Below are 16,837 nucleotides of genomic sequence, written 5' to 3'. Positions count from 1 at the left end.
ACCTCGGGCCGCTGAGCCCGCCAGACGACGCCGACGCGTTCGGCGGCGTCGAAATCCACGGAAGCAGGCGCAACTCCGGCACCCTGTTCGCTATTCGTCGGTGACGGTTATGCGTTGGCCTCCGACGAGAGAAGCTATGAGGTTGTACAGCAGCGCCCCGACTGCCGCCATCGCCGTCAGAAGCACGACGTCGATGATGGCGATGATGACGGCGAAGCTCATCCACCGCCCGAACTCGAGGTACTCGCCGAGTCTGAGCAGGTCGGGCTGGTTGAGCGTCTGAAGCAGGTCGTCGATCTGGCTGAAAACCTTCATGTTGTTCAGAACGAACCATAGGATCATCATCGCAACGACGATCATGATGCCTATCGCAACTGATGTGATGAAGCCAATCTTGAGGGCCGACAGGGGATCGATCTTTGAGATCGTCATCTTCACCCGTCGGATGCCCACTGACTGCTTCGGTTGGGGGTCGGCGGCGAACTTGGCCCCCAATGCGGCCTTTCCCTTTGCCGCTGCCGCTTTGAAACCTGTATTGCGGGTATCGGCGGCCTCGGCCTGCCCACTCGTGGGGCGCGGGGCCTCCGTCTTCGGCTTCTCACTCATCGATTACTCCGTTGCTCCAGCCTGGTTGGCGTGATCTGTGGCGGCTTCCGTGGAAACCTCCACCACAGAGGCTACCGTGTCCGCGGCGTTTTCGCCTTCGCCGTCGGCCTGCCCGACCTCCGCTTCGATCGTCGTTTCAATGTTTCGAGCGATTGCGATGATCCTGTCACCGCCGTCGGGACGGGCGAAAGTGACGCCTTGGGTGTTGCGTCCGGTCTTCGAAACCTCGGCGGCAGAGGCCCGCATCACTTTGCCCGATTCCATGATGACCATGACGTCTTCGCCCTCGGTGACGAGGGCTCCCACAAGGTCTCCCCGTTCCTCGGTGAGTTTGGCGACCTTGATTCCCAAGCCGGCACGGCCTTGGATCCGATACTCGTCGACCGACGTCCGCTTGGCGAAACCGCCCTCTGTGACGACGAAGACCTCCGCGTTGTCCCTGACCACCCTCATTGTCAGCAGCGAGTCGCCCTCGCGGAACTTCATTCCCGTCACGCCCGAGGAGGGGCGCCCCATGGGCCTCAGCGCATCGTCCGTCGCCTTGAAGCGAAGGGACATTCCCTTGCGGGAAACGAGGAGGAGGTCGTCGTCCTCATTGACCAGGCAGGCAGCCACGACATGATCTGTCCCGTTGCCGTTCTCACGGAGTTTGATCGCGATGAGACCGCCGGTGCGCGGCGAATCGTAGTCGCTCAGCCGCGTCTTCTTCACGAGGCCGTCTGCCGTGGCGAGCACGAGATACTGCGCCTGGTCGTAGTCCTTGAGCGTGATCGTCGAGGCGATCGTCTCACCCGGCTGGAAGGCGAGCAGGTTCGCAATGTGCTGGCCCTTCGCGTCGCGCCCCGCCTCGGGGATTTCATATCCCTTGATTCGATAGACCCTGCCCAGGTTCGTGAAGAAGAGATGCCATTCGTGGGTCGAGCCGACGTCGAAGTGCTCGACGACGTCGTCCCCGCGGAGCGAGGCGCCCTTGATCCCTTTGCCGCCGCGGTGCTGAGCGCGATACTCGGAGGTCTTGGTGCGTTTGATGAAGCCCCCGCGGGTGATGGTGACGACGACGTCTTCCTCGGGAATGAGGTCCTCGACCGACATCTCGCCGTCGAAGGGAAGGATCGTCGTGCGCCTGTCGTCTCCGTACTTGTCGACGATGGCGCCGAGCTCCTCGCCGATGATGGCGCGCTGGCGCTCCGGCTTGGCGATGATGTCCTTGTAGTCTGCGACGAGGGCGGCCTTCTCCTCGTACTCGTCGATGATCTTCTGGCGTTCGAGGGCCGCCAGGCGGCGCAGCTGCATCTCGAGGATCGCATTGGCCTGGTCTTCGTCGATCTCCAGCAGGTCCATGAGGCCCGTGCGGGCGAGGTCGACCGTCTGCGAGCCGCGGATGAGCGCGATGACGGCGTCCAGCTGGTCGAGCGCCTTGAGATAGCCCTCGAGGATGTGAAGGCGCTTGAGGGCCTCGCCGAGCCTGTATTCCGTGCGGCGGAGGATGACCTCCATTTGGAACGTCACCCAGTGGCGAACGAAGCCGTCAAGAGAAAGCGTGCGGGGAACGCCGTCGACGAGCGCCAGCATGTTGGCCGGGAAGTTGTTCTGAAGCTGGGTGTGCTTGTACAGGTTGTTGAGCACGACCTTGGCCACGGCGTCCTTCTTCAGAACGACGACGATGCGCTGACCGGCGCGCCCCGAGGTCTCGTCACGGATGTCGGCAATGCCGGGAAGGCGACCGTCCTTGATGCCCTCGACCATCTTGTCGAGCAGGCGGTCGGGGTTGACCTGATAAGGGAGGTCGGTGACGACGAGGCACTGCCTGCCATGGATCTCGTCCACTTCGACGATCGCCCGCTGGGTGATCGACCCGTGGCCGGTGCGATACATGTCCTCGATGCCACGGGTTCCGAGGATGAGGGCGCCCGTCGGGAAGTCAGGCCCCTTGATCCGCTGGATGAGGGCCGCGAGCAGCTCTTCTTTCGTCGCGTCGGGGTTCTCCAGATACCACTGGACGCCGGCCGCGACTTCTCGCAGGTTGTGCGGCGGAATCCGCGTCGCCATGCCGACGGCGATGCCTTCGGATCCGTTGACGAGCAGATTTGGGAAGCGCGACGTGAGAACGGTCGGCTCCAAAAGCGAGCCGTCGTAGTTGGGCTCGAAATCGACCGTCTGTTCCTTGATGTCGCGCACCATTTCCATGGCGAGGGGCGCCATCCGCACCTCGGTGTACCTGGGCGCGGCAGCGCCCAGGTCGCCGGGCGTGCCGAAGTTGCCTTGGCCCGCAACGAGCGGATAGCGCATCGACCACGGCTGAACGAGTCGCACGACGGTGTCGTAGATGGCGACGTCGCCGTGCGGGTGATAGTGGCCCATGACGTCGCCGACCACCTTCGCCGACTTCGAAAACGAGCTGTCGGGCCTGTAGCCGCCGTCGTACATCGCATAGATGACGCGCCTGTGCACGGGTTTGAGGCCGTCGCGCACGTCGGGCAGGGCGCGGCCCACGATGACCGACATTGCGTAGTCGAGGTACGACTTCTCCATCTCGCGCTGGAGGTCGACCCCCTTGATGAGGCCGTGATTGTAAACGGTGTCTTCGCTCACTGGTTCCTTGCCTTAGATGTCGAGGAATCGCACGTCGTGCGCGTTGCGCTGAATGAAGCCTCGGCGAGACTCGACGTCCTCGCCCATGAGGATGGAGAAGGTCTCGTCGGTCGCCGCGGCGTCGTCGATCGAAACCTGTTTGAGGGTGCGGGCCTCGGGATTCATCGTGGTGTCCCACAGCTCTTCGGCGTTCATCTCACCCAAGCCTTTGTATCGCTGGATGCGTTGGCTTTCCTCGCGGGGAAGGCGAAGGCCCTTGCCCTTGCCTTCGACGAGCTTCTCGTCACGCTCACGATCGGAGAAGACGTAGTCGTGGGCGGCATTCGTCCACTTGATGCGGTAGAGCGGCGGCATCGCCAGGTACACGTGCCCGCCTTCAATGAGGGGGCGCATGTATCTGTAGACGAGGGTCAGCAGCAAGGTTGCGATGTGGGACCCGTCGACGTCGGCGTCGGCCATGAACACGATCTTGTGATAGCGGAGCTTGGCCATGTCGAACTCGTCGCCGATGCCCGTGCCGAAGGCCGTGATGAGCCCCTGGATCGTGTCTGAGGAAAGCGCGCGGTCCAATCGCGCCTTCTCAACGTTGAGGATTTTCCCGCGAATCGGCATGATCGCCTGGTGTTCGGGGTCGCGCCCGTTGACGGCCGAGCCTCCTGCGGAATCGCCCTCGACGATGAAGATCTCGCACTCTTCCGGGTTGCGCGACGTGCAATCCTTGAGCTTGCCGGGCATCGATGCCGATTCGAGCACGCTTTTGCGACGCGTCGCCTCGCGGGCCTTGCGCGCCGCGGCCCTGGCGGCGAACGCCTGAAGGGCCTTGCGGATGATGTCCTTCGCCTCGTTCGGATGCATGTCGAGCCAGTCCGTCAGATGCGAATAGACCTGCTGCTGAACGAATGTCCGCGCCTCGGTGTTCCCGAGCTTCGTCTTCGTTTGGCCCTCGAACTGCGGGTTGCCGAGCTTGACCGAGATGATGGCCGTCAGGCCTTCGCGGATGTCGTCGCCCGAAAGGTTGGGGTCTTTGTCCTTGAGCAGCCCTTTGTCTCGGGCGTACTTGTTGATCACGGAGGTCAGCGCGGAGCGGAAGCCTTCCTCGTGGGTGCCGCCCTCGGTGGTGTTGATCGTATTGGCGAAGGTGTTGAGGGTCTCCGAGTAGGCGGACGTCCACTGCATCGCGACCTCGCATTGAATCTGCTTCTCGCGGTCCTCCGCTTCGAAGTAGACGACGTCCGGGTGGACGACTTCGACCTTCTTCGTCGTGTTGAGATGCTTGACGTAGTCGAGGAGCCCTCCCGAATACATGTAAGAGACGCTGCGGTATCCCGGCGTCGGAGAGCCTTCTCCGGTCTCGCCGGCGACCTCGTCGCCTTCGGGGGTGGCCGTCGGCCGTTCGTCGGTGAGCGTGATGCGCAGGTCTTTGTTGAGGAAGGCCATCTGGCGGAAGCGGCGGCGCAGGGTTTCGAAGTCGTAGTACGTCGTTTCGAAGATGTCGGGATTGGCCCAGAACGTCTGCGTCGTTCCGTGCTCGTCGGTTTGCGCGCCCCGCTCGAGGGGGCCCGTCGGGACGCCGTTTTCAAAGGAGATGCGCCAGATGTAGCCATCGCGGCGCACTTCCGTCTCCATTCGGGTCGAAAGGGCGTTGACGACGGAGACGCCGACTCCGTGCAGCCCTCCCGAAACCGCGTATCCGCCGTTTCCGAACTTGCCTCCGGCGTGCAAGATCGTCATGACCACCTCGACGGCGGGCTTGTGCTCCGTCGGGTGCTCGTTCACCGGGATGCCGCGGCCGTTGTCGCGCACCCTTAAGCCCCCGTCGGCCAAGATCGTCACCTCGATGTGGTCGCAGATTCCGGCCAGCGCCTCATCGACCGAATTGTCGACCACCTCGTATACGCAGTGGTGGAGTCCGCGCTCGCCTGTAGATCCGATGTACATGCCCGGGCGTTTGCGGACGGCTTCGAGACCCTCGAGAACGGTGATCGACGAGGCGTCGTAGGACTGGCCTTTTGAGACTTTGACGACGCTTTCCTCTTCGGGGACCGCGTTTTCTGCGGATGTTTCGTCTGTCGTCACGCTTGAGTTTCTCCTTCGCCTAAGCATGCGGAGCCCATCACGACGCCTGTGTGAAGCGCTGCCCCCGCTGCGGTAGGCCCCCACCAACAAAGGGGCCTAAGCAATTCTACCGCGCTTCACGGGATGAATGGACCAATCTGACCGTACGTGTGCTAGTGCACGTTTCCTCAGGGTTCCCCGCGCATCATCCGTACGTGTCACGCGGACCCCGCCCTCGAACCGAGAAGCGGCCGTGTTTCCAACTCGGCTGCGACGGCCCCTTGACCACGATTTCCTTGACGACTCCTTCGCCCACCTCTTTGGCGAGAGTCGCTTCAAGAGTCGCTTGAAGGGCGCGGATCTGGGTTTCCCACGACGTCGACGACGTGCGCAGCGTGAGCCGTCCGCCGTCAGAGAAGTCTTCGACCGTGCAGTGCTTGGCCACCGTCGGGCCGACGATCTCAGGCCATCTGCTGGCCACGGACGCCACCTCGAGCCTCTCACCCCATCCTTTGTCCCGAACATAGCGGGCGAGAATCTGGCCGATCGGGTGGGGGTCGCGGTGCGAAGGCCGCGGGCCGCTTCCGACGTCGCCCCATCCCGGGCCGGGGCTCTGCACCTCGTCGCCGAGAGGCTCGTCCGCATCGTGCGTCTCTCGGCTGCGGGCCTCCTCAAAAGTCCGCGCTGCCGACGGGCGCCGCGTACGCACGTCGCCGCGGGCGTACGCGGCCTCCCGAACCCGATCCAGGGCGCGAAGCGCAAGCACGTCGCCGTTGCGCTCAATCGCGGCCCTCCTCGCCGCATCGATCGCGCCGTCAGCCATCGCCGCCGCCCTCCACGCCGCCGTTCCCAGCGACCGACGCGTTTCCGCCGTCTTCCTCGGCATCGCCTCGAGATTCCTCGGCGAGACTGCCAAATCCTTCGGCGGCGCCTCCCGTTTCCGCCGAAACGCTCTCGAGTCCCTCCGAGACATTCCCCAGCGTCACCGTCAGGCGTCGCCCGCCCAGTCCGGCCGGCAGTTCGCTGCCGACGGCCGCGGTGACGATCGTCTGCTCGGCCTCTTCGACGATTCGCGCCAGCCGGTCTCTTCGCCGCGCGTCGAGCTCGGCGAAGACGTCGTCGAGAATGAGGACGGGCTCGCCGCCTTCCGCCCATTCTCCAGATTCGTCGCCGCGCAGAACTCGCCAGGACGCGAGCTTGAGAGCAAGCGCGTAGCTCCACGACTCTCCGTGGGAGGCGTAGCCTCTGGCGGGCAGCGTCCCGAGGGCGAGTTCGAGTTCGTCTCGGTGCGGGCCGACGAGGTTCACGCCGCGTCTGATCTCCTCCTCGCGTCGCTCGGCCATGGCGCTGATGAGCCGGATTTCGTTGAGTTCGACGTCGTGAAACTCTTCCTGCAAGCCTTCGCCGAAATCGGACGCGCCGCCTGCCCCGCTCGCCTCCGCTCGCCCTCCATGCCGCCCGACGCTTGCGCGGTAGACGATTTCAGCCGGGCCGCGTCCGCCCGAGACCTTCGCGTAGAACTCGTCGACGCAGGGCCGCAGCCTGGCGACGATCTCCGCGCGGGCGGCGGTTATCCTCGCTCCGAGCTTGGCCAATTGGACGTCCCAGACGTCCAGGGCTGCCGCGTCCACCGATCCGCCGCCCCTGCGGGCAGCCCCGACCGATTTCAACAGAGCCGCGCGCTGCCGCGCCGCCCTGTCGTATTCGGATTTGACCGCGACCATCCTCGGCCGAAGCTGAACCATGATTCCGTCGAGGAAAGACCGCCGCGCCGCGGGATCGCCGGAGACCAACTCCAAGTCTTCGGGGGCGAAGAGGACGCTGCGCACCGTGCCGACGATTTCGGGCGGACGCACGAGTCCGCGGTTGATCCTCGCGCGGTTGGCCCGGCCGGAGTAGATCTCCACCTCGACCGTCGTCGGCGCGGAAGAGCGGACGACGCGCGCCTGAACCACCGCGGCCGTCGCCCCTTTGCGGACCAATGCCGTGTCGCCCGAAACCCTGTGGGACGAGAGGGTCGACAGGTAGCCGACGGCCTCGATGAGATTCGTCTTCCCCTGCCCGTTCTCGCCGACGAGAACCGTCACCCCCGGCTCCAGGGCGACGATCGCCCGCTCGTAGGAGCGGAAATCCGTCAGCGCGAGGTCGCTAAGGTACACGCTCTCTCCGTCGCCTGCCCGCCTCGCAGGTCATCCGCCGTAGGTGCGGATCGGCATGAGCAAAAGCCGGAACTCCTGATCGTCCTCCCCGTCGATCTCGGGCTGCGCGGTGAGAACGGCCGGTTTCGAAGCGCTCGTGAACGACAGGCGGACGTAGGGGGCCGACGTCGCCCCGAGCCCCTCCTGGAGAAAACTCGGGTTGAAGGCCATGACGATGTCCTCGCCGTGGAGCGTCGCTTCGAGTGCCTCGCTCGTCTGGGCGTTGTCCCCCTGGCCCGCTTCGAGGATCACCTGGCCTTCGCTGAAGGAAAGCCTGACGGCGGAGTTCTTTTCGACGACGAGCCTCGCGCGCTTGATCGCGTCGAGCATCTCCTGGCGTCCGATGACGGCGTAACCCGTCGCCTCCGAGGGGAAGAGATTGCGGACCTGGGGGTACTCGCCGTCGATGAGCCGGGCGACGTTGTGGCGGCCGGCCGCCGAAAAGCCGATCATGCCCGTCCGGCCCGAGTTGTCTATCGCAAGTTCGACCTTGCCCACGGAGCCCAGCGCCTTTGCGATGTCCGACAGCCGCGAGGCCCGCACGAGGATCCTGTGCGAGACATCCTCGTTCGAGGGCTCCCACGTCAGATCGCGCACCGCGAGCCGGTAGCGGTCCGTGGCCATGAGGGACATCGTCTTCCCCTCGATCTCGATGCACACCGAGACGAGAAGCGGAAGAGTGTCGTCGGAGGAAGCGGCCGTCACCACCTGCGCGACGGTCTCCTGCCAAAGAGCCCCGTCGACGACGCCGGAGACCTCGGGCATGGGCGGCGGCGACGGGTAATCCTCGAGGGGCATCGACTGCATAGAGATGTGCGACGACCCGCACACCACCTCGAGCTTGGCGCCTTTCAGCTCCATGTCGATCGGCTTGTTGGGCAAGGCCCTGGCGAAATCCGAGAGAAGCCGGCCGTGGACCAGCGTCGTTCCGGGCTCGTCGACGGCGGCCTCTATCACGGCGTGCGAGGAAATGTCCGGGTCGTAGGAGGATAGGGCGACGACGCCGTCCTTGTCCGCTTCGATCTTCATTCCCGCGAGAACGGGAAGGGAAGGGCGCGAGGGGATCGTGCGGGCAACCCACGAAACGGCGTCGGCGAAGACGTCGTGTTCAACCCTAAGCTTCACTACAGACCTTCTTTCTTTGAATCCTTAAAGGATATACCTAACTCCACTTTACGCGAGAACGACTTGGCCGTCGTCCATATCCGCCTCGTTGCGCAGTCCGAGACCGACCGTTCCCTGTACTAGATAAGTTCTTAGTAGTAGTTGTAGCACCTGTGGAATCGGTGGATAACCGGACTTTTGTCAGTATTGTCAATGGATTTTGCTGTGGATGGAACTGTGCGGAACTTGGGAGCAAAACTTGGGAATCAGTGGATGAGACACTTTCGACCTTGAAAGATCCACAGACAAAAAGCTCTTGTCCACAGAGAATCAGGGGTATGCCACAGCCTCATGCACAGTGTGTGTGGATTCCACAAGCGCCTGGCACACGGCGAACCGCGTGAATCTCGGACCTGCGTTGGGCTGTGAGAGGCCCGGGCACTGCGATTGCGCGAATCCGGCGGGTGGCCGCGGCGAAGCCCGGGCACGCGGATTACAAAGAAGCCTGCTGGGCGGCTTGCTTGATTCGGCTCGTCAGCTCGGAAACCTGGTTGTACGTGGTTTGCCGCTCGGCCATCTGCTTGTCGATCTTTCGGCACGCGTGCATCACGGTGGTGTGATCGCGCTTGCCGAAAAGGTGGCCGATCTTAGGAAGCGACAGCTCCGTCATTTCCCGGCACAGGTACATGGCCACTTGGCGAGCGGAGACGAGGACCCTGCTCCGGTCGGTCGATATCATCTCTTCGATGGAAATGTCGAAGTATCCGGCCGTTTGGCTCATGATGAGGGTCGCGGTGATCTCGATGGCGTCGGGATTGGCTATGAGGTCCTTGAGTATCATTTCCGCCAGTCCGAGGCTGATCGTCTGCTTCGACAGATCGGCGAAGGCCGTGACTCGCCGAAGGGCGCCCTCCATCTCGCGCACGTTCGTCAGCATGTGGGTCGCGATGTACTCGTTGACCTCTCGGGGAACCGTGAAGCCGTCCGAGTGGGCCTTCTTCTCCAGGATCGCGATTCTCGTTTCGAGGTTGGGACGGTCGATGTTCGCCGTCACGCCCGAATTGAAGCGTGAGAGCATGCGCTCCTCGAATCCGTTGAGGAGGTTGGGAGACACGTCCGATGTGATGACGATTTGCTTGTTGGAGTTTGTCAGCGCGTTGAAGGTGTGAAAGAACTCCTCGACCGTCGAGTCCCGTCCGCCGATGAACTGAATGTCATCGATGAGAAGGATGTCCACCGTTCGGAATTGGTTCTTGAACTCGGCCTGATGTCCGTCGCGCACGGAGTTGATGAAGGCGTTCGTGAACTCCTCGGCGCTCACGTAGCGGACTTTGATCGAGGGAAAGAGGTTGAGAGCGTAGTTTCCGATGGCGTGCATGAGATGGGTCTTTCCCATGCCGGAATCCGAGTAGAGGAAGAGGGGGTTGTACGTCGTCCCGGGCGATTCGGCCACGGCCAGCGACGTCGCAGTGGCGAAGCGATTGTTGTCTCCGATGACGAAGTTGTCGAAGGTGTAGCGCGGATTGATCCGCGCCTTCTGGGATCGCGCCGCGGTGTCGGGACGCTTGGCGAGAGCCTCCTCCGCGATCGTCGTCTGGTCGACGTAGCGTATCCCCTGCGTGAAGGACTCGTGCGATTCGTCCTGCTTGTTTGGAAGCAGCGGCTCGTCCCCGGACCCGGAAACGTCCAGATGCCTGCGGCGAGCTCTGGTATAGCCTCCTTCGACGTCTGCCGAGCTTTCCCTGTATCTCGCTGTTTCCGAAAAGGAATGCTCGACGGATCTGGACGTTCCCGGATAGCGAGACGGCGGGTAGTCCGACGTCGCAGAATCCGAAGCGTCCTCTTCTCCCGCTTCGATGCCCGGCGGCGAAGCCAATGACGACGCCAACGGCGGCATGGTCAACGAGGACGCGGGCAGAGAATTTTCCGAGGGCGGGAGGACGCTGGGAGCGACCGCGCTCGGCGCAATGCTCGACGCCGTCGTCCCGACGGGCTGGGACTCGTTTACGCTCGGATCGACGGAAATGACGATGCGCACGGAACGTCCGAGTATGTTCGAGAGCATCGAAGTCATCGTCTCCGAAACGTGTTCCTCGATCCAGGTTTTCACAAACTCGGACCCGACGGCGATCATGAAGATCTCGTCCACCCAGGCCAAAGGATGGGCCATGCGCACAAAAGCGGCCTGGGAATCCGAGAGCGAGCCGTCTGCGCGCAGTAATTCGGTTGCCGCATTCCACGCGTCTTTGGCCGGATTACCGTCGCTCATTGGAACTCCTTGGACGTGTGAAACCCCAACGCCTATTGCCTCCTGCGTGGGACCTGACCAATTTGAACACAGGCTTGGGGACAATGCAACAAGTTTATCCACAGGCTTGTCCACAATTGTGGAAATTACATTGATGTTGTTCACAGGGAGATTTGCCCGTTTTGACGCCGAACATTCAAAGATCGGTCTTTATCCACATGTGTGGACACAGATGTGAATAACAATCGTGTAGTTTGTCGATAGCGAGATACTCTTGAGATTCCACTCACCAGAGAGGACGCTGCGTTGACCCCTGAGCGGACCCTCGCGTAAAGTTGTTTAGTCATGTGTGCCTCGCACACGAGCAGTCTTCGCGAGATCTTCTCGCGCCGTCTTAGGGAGAACAACCGTGACCAAGCGGACTTTTCAGCCCAACAACCGCCGCCGGGCCAAGGTGCACGGCTTCCGCAAGCGCATGTCGACCCGCGCCGGCCGCGCGATCCTCGCCGCTCGCCGTCGCAAGGGTCGCCGTTCGCTTTCCGCCTGACGTGCTTGCTGCCGAGAACCGCATGCGGCGCTCGGCGGAATTCGCCCGAGCTTTCCGAGGCGTTCGAGGCGGATCTGCCAGGCTTCTCGTAGCAATCGGCGCAGACCGCTCCGGCGTCGACCGGTCCAGCTCGGATTCCACGGGCAGCGTCACCGACCTTCCGCCGAAGGTCGGTTTTGTCATACCCAGGTCGGTCGGTAACTCGGTCGTCCGGCACCGTCTCTGTCGGCAGCTCCGCCATCTGATGAGGGAGCGCATTCAAATTCTTCGCCCGGGCGAGCTTGTTTCCGTTCGTGTTTTCCCTCCGGCCAGGGGTGCCAGTTTCCAAGATCTGGCTGCCGACCTCGACCGCTGCATCGCCTCGGTTCGCCGCAAGGAGTCCCTTCGCGAGGGGCGCGGAAAATCGCCTCGCGAGGGCAATGAGGCGTCGATTGGCGGCGAAGGCCACAACGAGGCGCTGCCGGCAGCATCCTCGCCGGCATGAGGAATTCCAACGGGAGCGGCGATCAATGAGCTTTCTCACCAGGTTTCTTTCGTGGCCCATTCGAGCCTATCAGCGGTGGCTTTCCCCGGGCCTTCCGGCAAGATGCCGCTATGCGCCGACCTGTTCGCAGTACGCGTTGGAATCTCTGCGAATTCACGGAGTTTTGAAAGGTACACTACTAGGAGTGTGGCGAGTTCTGCGGTGCAACCCGTGGAGCAAAGGCGGAGTGGACAGGGTTCCCGCCAAAGGACGGTGGCCCTCGAAACCCCTGGATGTGGACGGGCTTCACGCTCTCTACGAGCGGGAGGACGCTGAAGCGGCTCTAGCGGGCGATCGCCGCGGCGGCGAGGTCTGCTCGGCCTCGCAAGCTTGACAGCAAGAGCGGGTAACCGCCGAATACGAAAGAAGTAGCGTGGATACAATCCTTTTTCCACTCATGTGGGTGATCGCCTGGATCATGGAGATCCTGCGTCGAGTCTTCGTGGCGCTCGGCCTTCCGGACGGCGCCGGCGCGGCGTGGGTCTTGTCGATCATCGGCCTGACCGTCGTCGTTCGCCTTCTGGTTCTTCCCCTTTACAACAAACAGATTCGATCCTCGCGCCAGGCCCAGGTCATCCAACCCGAAGTCCAGAAGATCCAGAAGAAGTACAAGGGCAAGAAGGACATGGTTTCCCGGCGCCGGATGCAAGAGGAGATGCAGGCGGTTTACCGCAAGCATGGAACCTCTCCTTTTGCCACGTGTCTGCCGATGCTCGTCCAAATGCCCATTCTTTTCGCTCTTTACAGGGTTATCTCGGCGTTCCCCGGAATCTCCAGCGGGCGCCGCGACGCATTGGGCCCTATCACCAAAGAGCTTGCGACGGACTTCGAAAAGTCCACGGTTTTCGGAGCCCCGCTCGCCACGAATTTCAGAACTGCGACGTCGACGAACAGCCAGATCGTCATTGGGGTGCTGGTCCTCGTCATGAGCGCCACGATGTTCTACACCCAGCATCAGCTCATGCGCAAAAACATGCCCGAGTCCGCTTTGGACAAGAGCAACCCCATGTACCGCACCCAGCAGATCATGATGTACGGCATGCCGATCATGTACATCTTCATGGGTGGAGTCCTTCAGGTGGCGGTCCTGGTTTACTGGGTTGCCGGCAACATCTGGAATCTTTGCCAGCAGGCATGGTTCATTCGCAACAATCCGACGCCTGGATCGCAAGCCTACAAGGAACGCCAGAAGCGCCTTCGGGAAAAGCGCGAACGCAAGGGTCTGAGCAAGGAGGAAATCGAGAAGCTCGAATCTGAGGACGCAGCTCGCGCAGGGGTTCGGGTTCAGCCCCTCGGCAAGGAAAGGTCGAAGAAGGCTGCGGCGAAGGCCGCCAATCGAGCGCTCCACAACGACGCCGATGACTCTGATGGCGACGAAGCCGATTCCGACAAGCCCGAGGAAATTCGCGGCAAAGACGGTCTGACTGAGGCCGAGCGAGCTCGACGTCGCTATGAGCGGCGTCAGGCAGAGCGAGCGCGCGCGAAGAACAAAGCCGCCAATCGGAAGAAACGTGTCCAACAGAATCAGAAGAAGCGGAACTTCTGATCCTTTGCTCGCCTCACTTCAGTTATGAGTTCCTCTGTATTCATATCCATGAGTCCTTCCCTAGCCAACGATTCTCCTTGAGCTATGGCTTCACTTGAGCTGTGAAAGCTTTCCGACCGGAAGGTTTATAAGCTTCCATGCCGGAAGATTTCCCAAGTTCGCAACTACCAATCCCCACAACCACAACTACTTTTACGCACTGCAGCGGTGCTTGCCGAAGAAAGGACGATCCGATGGCTGACAGGGCCGAACTCGTCAAGAAGCTGAACGACGAAGGCGATTTTGGAGCCGACTACATTGAGGAGCTTCTCAACATTGCCGACTTAGACGGGGACATTGAGATTGGCGTCGAAGCCGACCGCGCGTCTGTCGCGGTTGTGACGGAAGGCGTCGCCGACCGCAGGCTCAAACGTCTTATCGGCCAGGGGGGCGAGGTCCTTGACGCGCTCCAGGAGCTCACGCGCCTGGCCGTTCAGGCGAAGACCGGCGAGCGTAGCCGTCTCATGCTCGACATCGCCGATTACAGAGAATCACATCGCCAGGAGGTCGCAGCGATTGCTCGCGAAGCGGTGGCCTCCGTTTTGGCCAACGGGGAGCCTGTTTCCCTGGAGCCGATGAATCCGTTTGAACGAAAAGTGGTTCACGACGTCGCTGCTGCCGCCGGTCTAGCCTCCGATTCCGAGGGACTCGGCAATGCGCGCCATGTGATCGTCAGCGAGGCCGTTGCGGACGAAGAAGCCTCGGAAGAAGAGGAAGTTTCCGATTCAGTCCCCTCTGGCGCTGCTGATGTCGCCGCTGCCGCCGTGTCTGAGGATGCTTCCGATGACGTGCCTGACGATTCCTCCGATGATGTGTCTGACGATGGTTCTAATGACGTTGCCTCTGGCTCTGCTGAGACTCGTACTGCCGATGAAGCTTCTTCTGATACTGAAGTTGCCTCAAGCTCGGATGCCGTTGTTTCAGAATCGGATGGCGTTGCTTCTGCCGCCGCAGATGTTGTTTCTGGTTCTGCCGACGCCGCGAAAGACTCTTCAGATCTGACCGATACCGATAATGTCGGCAAGGGCTCAACATCCTCGACTGCGAAGTAGATTTGCGCGTGGACGACAACTGTGTGTTCGTGGAGGCCCCTCCCGAAGGAGGGGCCTCCCATTTTGGGACGGATCCGTGGCAAAAGCTGGTGGACTATGCGGGAATGCTTGAAAGGGAAGGCGAGCTGCGCGGATTGCTTGGGCCTCGCGAACTCGGGCGCCTATGGACTAGACACGTCCTCAATTCCACGGCAATCCTTGACTTCATCCCGTTTGAAGCGAAGGTCGTCGACGTCGGTTCTGGTGCCGGCTTTCCGGGTATCGTCGCCGCGATAGTCCGCAAAGACCTTCGCCTTGTCCTCGTCGATTCGATGGAGCGGCGAACACGCTGGTTGAACGACGTCGTCAAGGCTCTTTCCCTTTCGAATGCCAAAGTCGTCCATGCACGATCCGAGGATCTTATTGGCAAGGTGGACGCGGATGTTGTCACGGCGAGGGCCGTGGCGGCACTGAAGAAGCTGCTCCCATGGACAATGCCGTTGCTCAAAGGCGGCGGTTCATTGCTGGCGCTCAAAGGAGCCCACGTCGATGACGAGATTGATGGCGCAATTCACCTTCTACGAAAGTATCGCGCCAAATGGGCCGATGTTCATGTGGTGACTCCCTTTGGAACGACGGAGGAGACTCGAGTACTGGAAATCAGAAAGAAGCACACAAACAAACGGAAGTGAACGATTGCTTTTTCATTGTGTTTTCTAGCGATAGATTGCATAAGAAGGTTGATTATTCGTATCTATTATTCTATAGGTGTTGTAGAAATAGATAATGCTTTATAATTTAAATGCTTTAACTATCTTCTATTAGAAGAGTCAACTACACGAAAAGTAGTTTGATATTTTATAGTTTTCAGTGGAAATATAAGCTTATGTTTACTATTATTGTGTATATTTTATTATGATTTTAACATGTAGGATTCTGTCCACGTTATACTGTTTTATGCAATTTCAACTGTTTCGTCTGACTTATACTGTTCTGTCCGGTTTATACTATTTTGTCTGACTTATACTGTTTTGCCCGGCTTATACTGTTATGTTTAACTGTATTGTTTTGCCCAGCTTATAGTGTTTGGTATAGCTTATACTGTTCTGTTTAACTTATGCATTTTTCTATCTTTAGTCTTCTAATCAACCTATGTTTTTCTAGTTTGTAGTTTTCTGTCCGATGAGCGAACTAGTTTAGATTGCGGAACATTGAACCAACTGTCAAAGATCTATTGTTGGTGCAACGACATTTCCGAACCTCAGATCTGGGCGAGCACAGAAATTTAATCGCCTTTAGGAGTAAGTGAAGCTGTAGATCAGCAGCGCGTCAGAATGACTTTTCGTACTGCTGCCTTGCTTGGCCGTTTTGAAGTTCTACGACTAAATGAGCAGCGCTTCCCAAGCGTCTCGAACACGCTTTCGTGTTAATCTTTCGAAAAACATGGCCGTCTGCAGAATGAAACTTGCTATACGCACGTTGAGATCGGTCGTGATGTCTTGACGACAGACGACGGACAGTCGTCTGGAACATGTTTCGTTGCCTGTCAGAGTTGATCCTCGTTCGCCACAGTTTCCGTTCATTCCGGAGCACATTCCGTGCATGAGGCGACTCTCTTCGGTGCACTAGCTACTATCTCATCGCCAGAATGTTGTCATTACAGTGGATTTCAGGAGCATGCTGTTCGCAGTAATAGTCTGAACCTGTCAACTATGGTCCGTAGGGACGACGATACATGTACTCAAAACGTTAGTACTTGGCAGTGTCTATGCTTGAAACTATTTGTGGCTACGCTGAAGAACCGCATATCTAAACTCGCGCGTTTCTCAGCCACACTTACATTTATTGCAGCCTCACGTAGAAAAAGCACTTTTCTCATTTCTGTGCTCTGGTATACCGATTGCCGTTTCGATGTATCAATCCGACGACCATGGTTGTTTCAATTGCTGCTGAGCGGTTGTCAATGTAGTGATTGAGGGTAAGGTTACGATTGTTTGCCGACCAGTACTTGATCTTGTTTTGACTATGGAAGAAAATGCTTACTACAACAAGCTGCAAAGTTAATCCATGTGTCGGAGCTAGTAAGCTGTCTGAAAATAGAACTCGGTTTTTACTTTCTATGGATACTTCGTGACGGGCGTTTCTGTGGAGGTCTGTAACTCATACAGAAAATCTATTCCGATCTTATCCTTTATGTTAAGAGGTTGTGAATACTGAACGTCTAGAGACTGTAAATTTTGCAGTTGAAGTTTTATAGAAGCCGTTTGACGTGCACCGCTAAAGAAAGTGACGCACTAGCTGGTATTGCGGCAATCCATACTGTGGGATCGTAGATTTGAACAGTGAAT

The 16,837-nt window shown here is 59.7% G+C and carries 13 protein-coding genes; 6 read left to right on the top strand and 7 right to left on the bottom strand.

From position 1 onward, the window contains the following. Window positions 1-90 precede the first annotated feature (90 nt). From ACO48X_RS00300 to dnaA, 7 genes are all read right to left on the bottom strand, one after another. Window positions 91-606, bottom strand: coding sequence for a DUF3566 domain-containing protein (locus ACO48X_RS00300; RefSeq protein WP_484999432.1), 516 nt, complete (start codon window positions 604-606; stop codon window positions 91-93). A gap of 3 nt (window positions 607-609) precedes the next feature. Then, window positions 610-3,198 (bottom strand): DNA gyrase subunit A, encoded by a 2,589-nt coding sequence (gene gyrA, locus ACO48X_RS00295; protein WP_484999430.1) that lies wholly within the window; start codon window positions 3,196-3,198, stop codon window positions 610-612. A gap of 12 nt (window positions 3,199-3,210) precedes the next feature. Continuing rightward, window positions 3,211-5,301, bottom strand: coding sequence for a DNA topoisomerase (ATP-hydrolyzing) subunit B (gyrB, locus tag ACO48X_RS00290; RefSeq protein ID WP_484999428.1), 2,091 nt, complete (start codon window positions 5,299-5,301; stop codon window positions 3,211-3,213). Window positions 5,302-5,458: 157 nt separating this feature from the next. Then, window positions 5,459-6,076, bottom strand: coding sequence for a DciA family protein (locus tag ACO48X_RS00285; protein WP_484999426.1), 618 nt, complete (start codon window positions 6,074-6,076; stop codon window positions 5,459-5,461). Continuing rightward, window positions 6,069-7,412 carry a DNA replication/repair protein RecF gene (recF, locus tag ACO48X_RS00280; RefSeq protein WP_484999424.1) on the bottom strand — a complete coding sequence of 448 codons (1,344 nt, stop codon included), beginning with the start codon at window positions 7,410-7,412 and terminating at the stop codon, window positions 6,069-6,071. The genes ACO48X_RS00285 and recF overlap by 8 nt, the downstream gene beginning before the upstream one ends. 30 nt (window positions 7,413-7,442) lie before the next feature. Continuing rightward, window positions 7,443-8,576 carry a DNA polymerase III subunit beta gene (gene dnaN / locus ACO48X_RS00275; protein ID WP_484999422.1) on the bottom strand — a complete coding sequence of 378 codons (1,134 nt, stop codon included), beginning with the start codon at window positions 8,574-8,576 and terminating at the stop codon, window positions 7,443-7,445. Window positions 8,577-9,048: 472 nt separating this feature from the next. Further along, window positions 9,049-10,824 (bottom strand): chromosomal replication initiator protein DnaA, encoded by a 1,776-nt coding sequence (gene dnaA / locus ACO48X_RS00270; protein ID WP_484999420.1) that lies wholly within the window; start codon window positions 10,822-10,824, stop codon window positions 9,049-9,051. A gap of 388 nt (window positions 10,825-11,212) precedes the next feature. Between dnaA and rpmH the strand changes: the two genes are divergently transcribed. The 6 genes from rpmH to rsmG all read left to right on the top strand — a co-directional run bounded on the left by rpmH (window position 11,213) and on the right by rsmG (window position 15,181). Further along, window positions 11,213-11,350 (top strand): 50S ribosomal protein L34, encoded by a 138-nt coding sequence (gene rpmH / locus ACO48X_RS00265; protein ID WP_082902995.1) that lies wholly within the window; start codon window positions 11,213-11,215, stop codon window positions 11,348-11,350. Between the two features lies 1 nt (window position 11,351). Then, window positions 11,352-11,834, top strand: a complete 483-nt coding sequence (locus ACO48X_RS00260; protein WP_484999419.1) for a ribonuclease P protein component — start codon at window positions 11,352-11,354, stop codon at window positions 11,832-11,834. A gap of 25 nt (window positions 11,835-11,859) precedes the next feature. After that, window positions 11,860-12,207 (top strand): membrane protein insertion efficiency factor YidD, encoded by a 348-nt coding sequence (gene yidD, locus ACO48X_RS00255; RefSeq protein ID WP_484999417.1) that lies wholly within the window; start codon window positions 11,860-11,862, stop codon window positions 12,205-12,207. Window positions 12,208-12,246: 39 nt separating this feature from the next. Continuing rightward, the gene (yidC, locus tag ACO48X_RS00250; protein WP_484999415.1) at window positions 12,247-13,419 is read left to right on the top strand and encodes a membrane protein insertase YidC; all 1,173 of its coding nucleotides are present in this window, start codon (window positions 12,247-12,249) and stop codon (window positions 13,417-13,419) included. 233 nt (window positions 13,420-13,652) lie between these two features. Next, entirely contained in the window at window positions 13,653-14,510 is an 858-nt protein-coding gene (locus ACO48X_RS00245; protein WP_484999413.1) for a Jag family protein, read from the top strand. 8 nt (window positions 14,511-14,518) lie between these two features. Continuing rightward, window positions 14,519-15,181 carry a 16S rRNA (guanine(527)-N(7))-methyltransferase RsmG gene (gene rsmG / locus ACO48X_RS00240; protein WP_484999411.1) on the top strand — a complete coding sequence of 221 codons (663 nt, stop codon included), beginning with the start codon at window positions 14,519-14,521 and terminating at the stop codon, window positions 15,179-15,181. The last annotated feature ends 1,656 nt before the right edge of the window (window positions 15,182-16,837 follow it).

It is taken from the genome of Peptidiphaga sp., from assembly GCF_057238965.1.
Note: the sequence above shows the minus strand (reverse complement) of the source record. Positions and strands in the feature narration are given on the sequence as shown.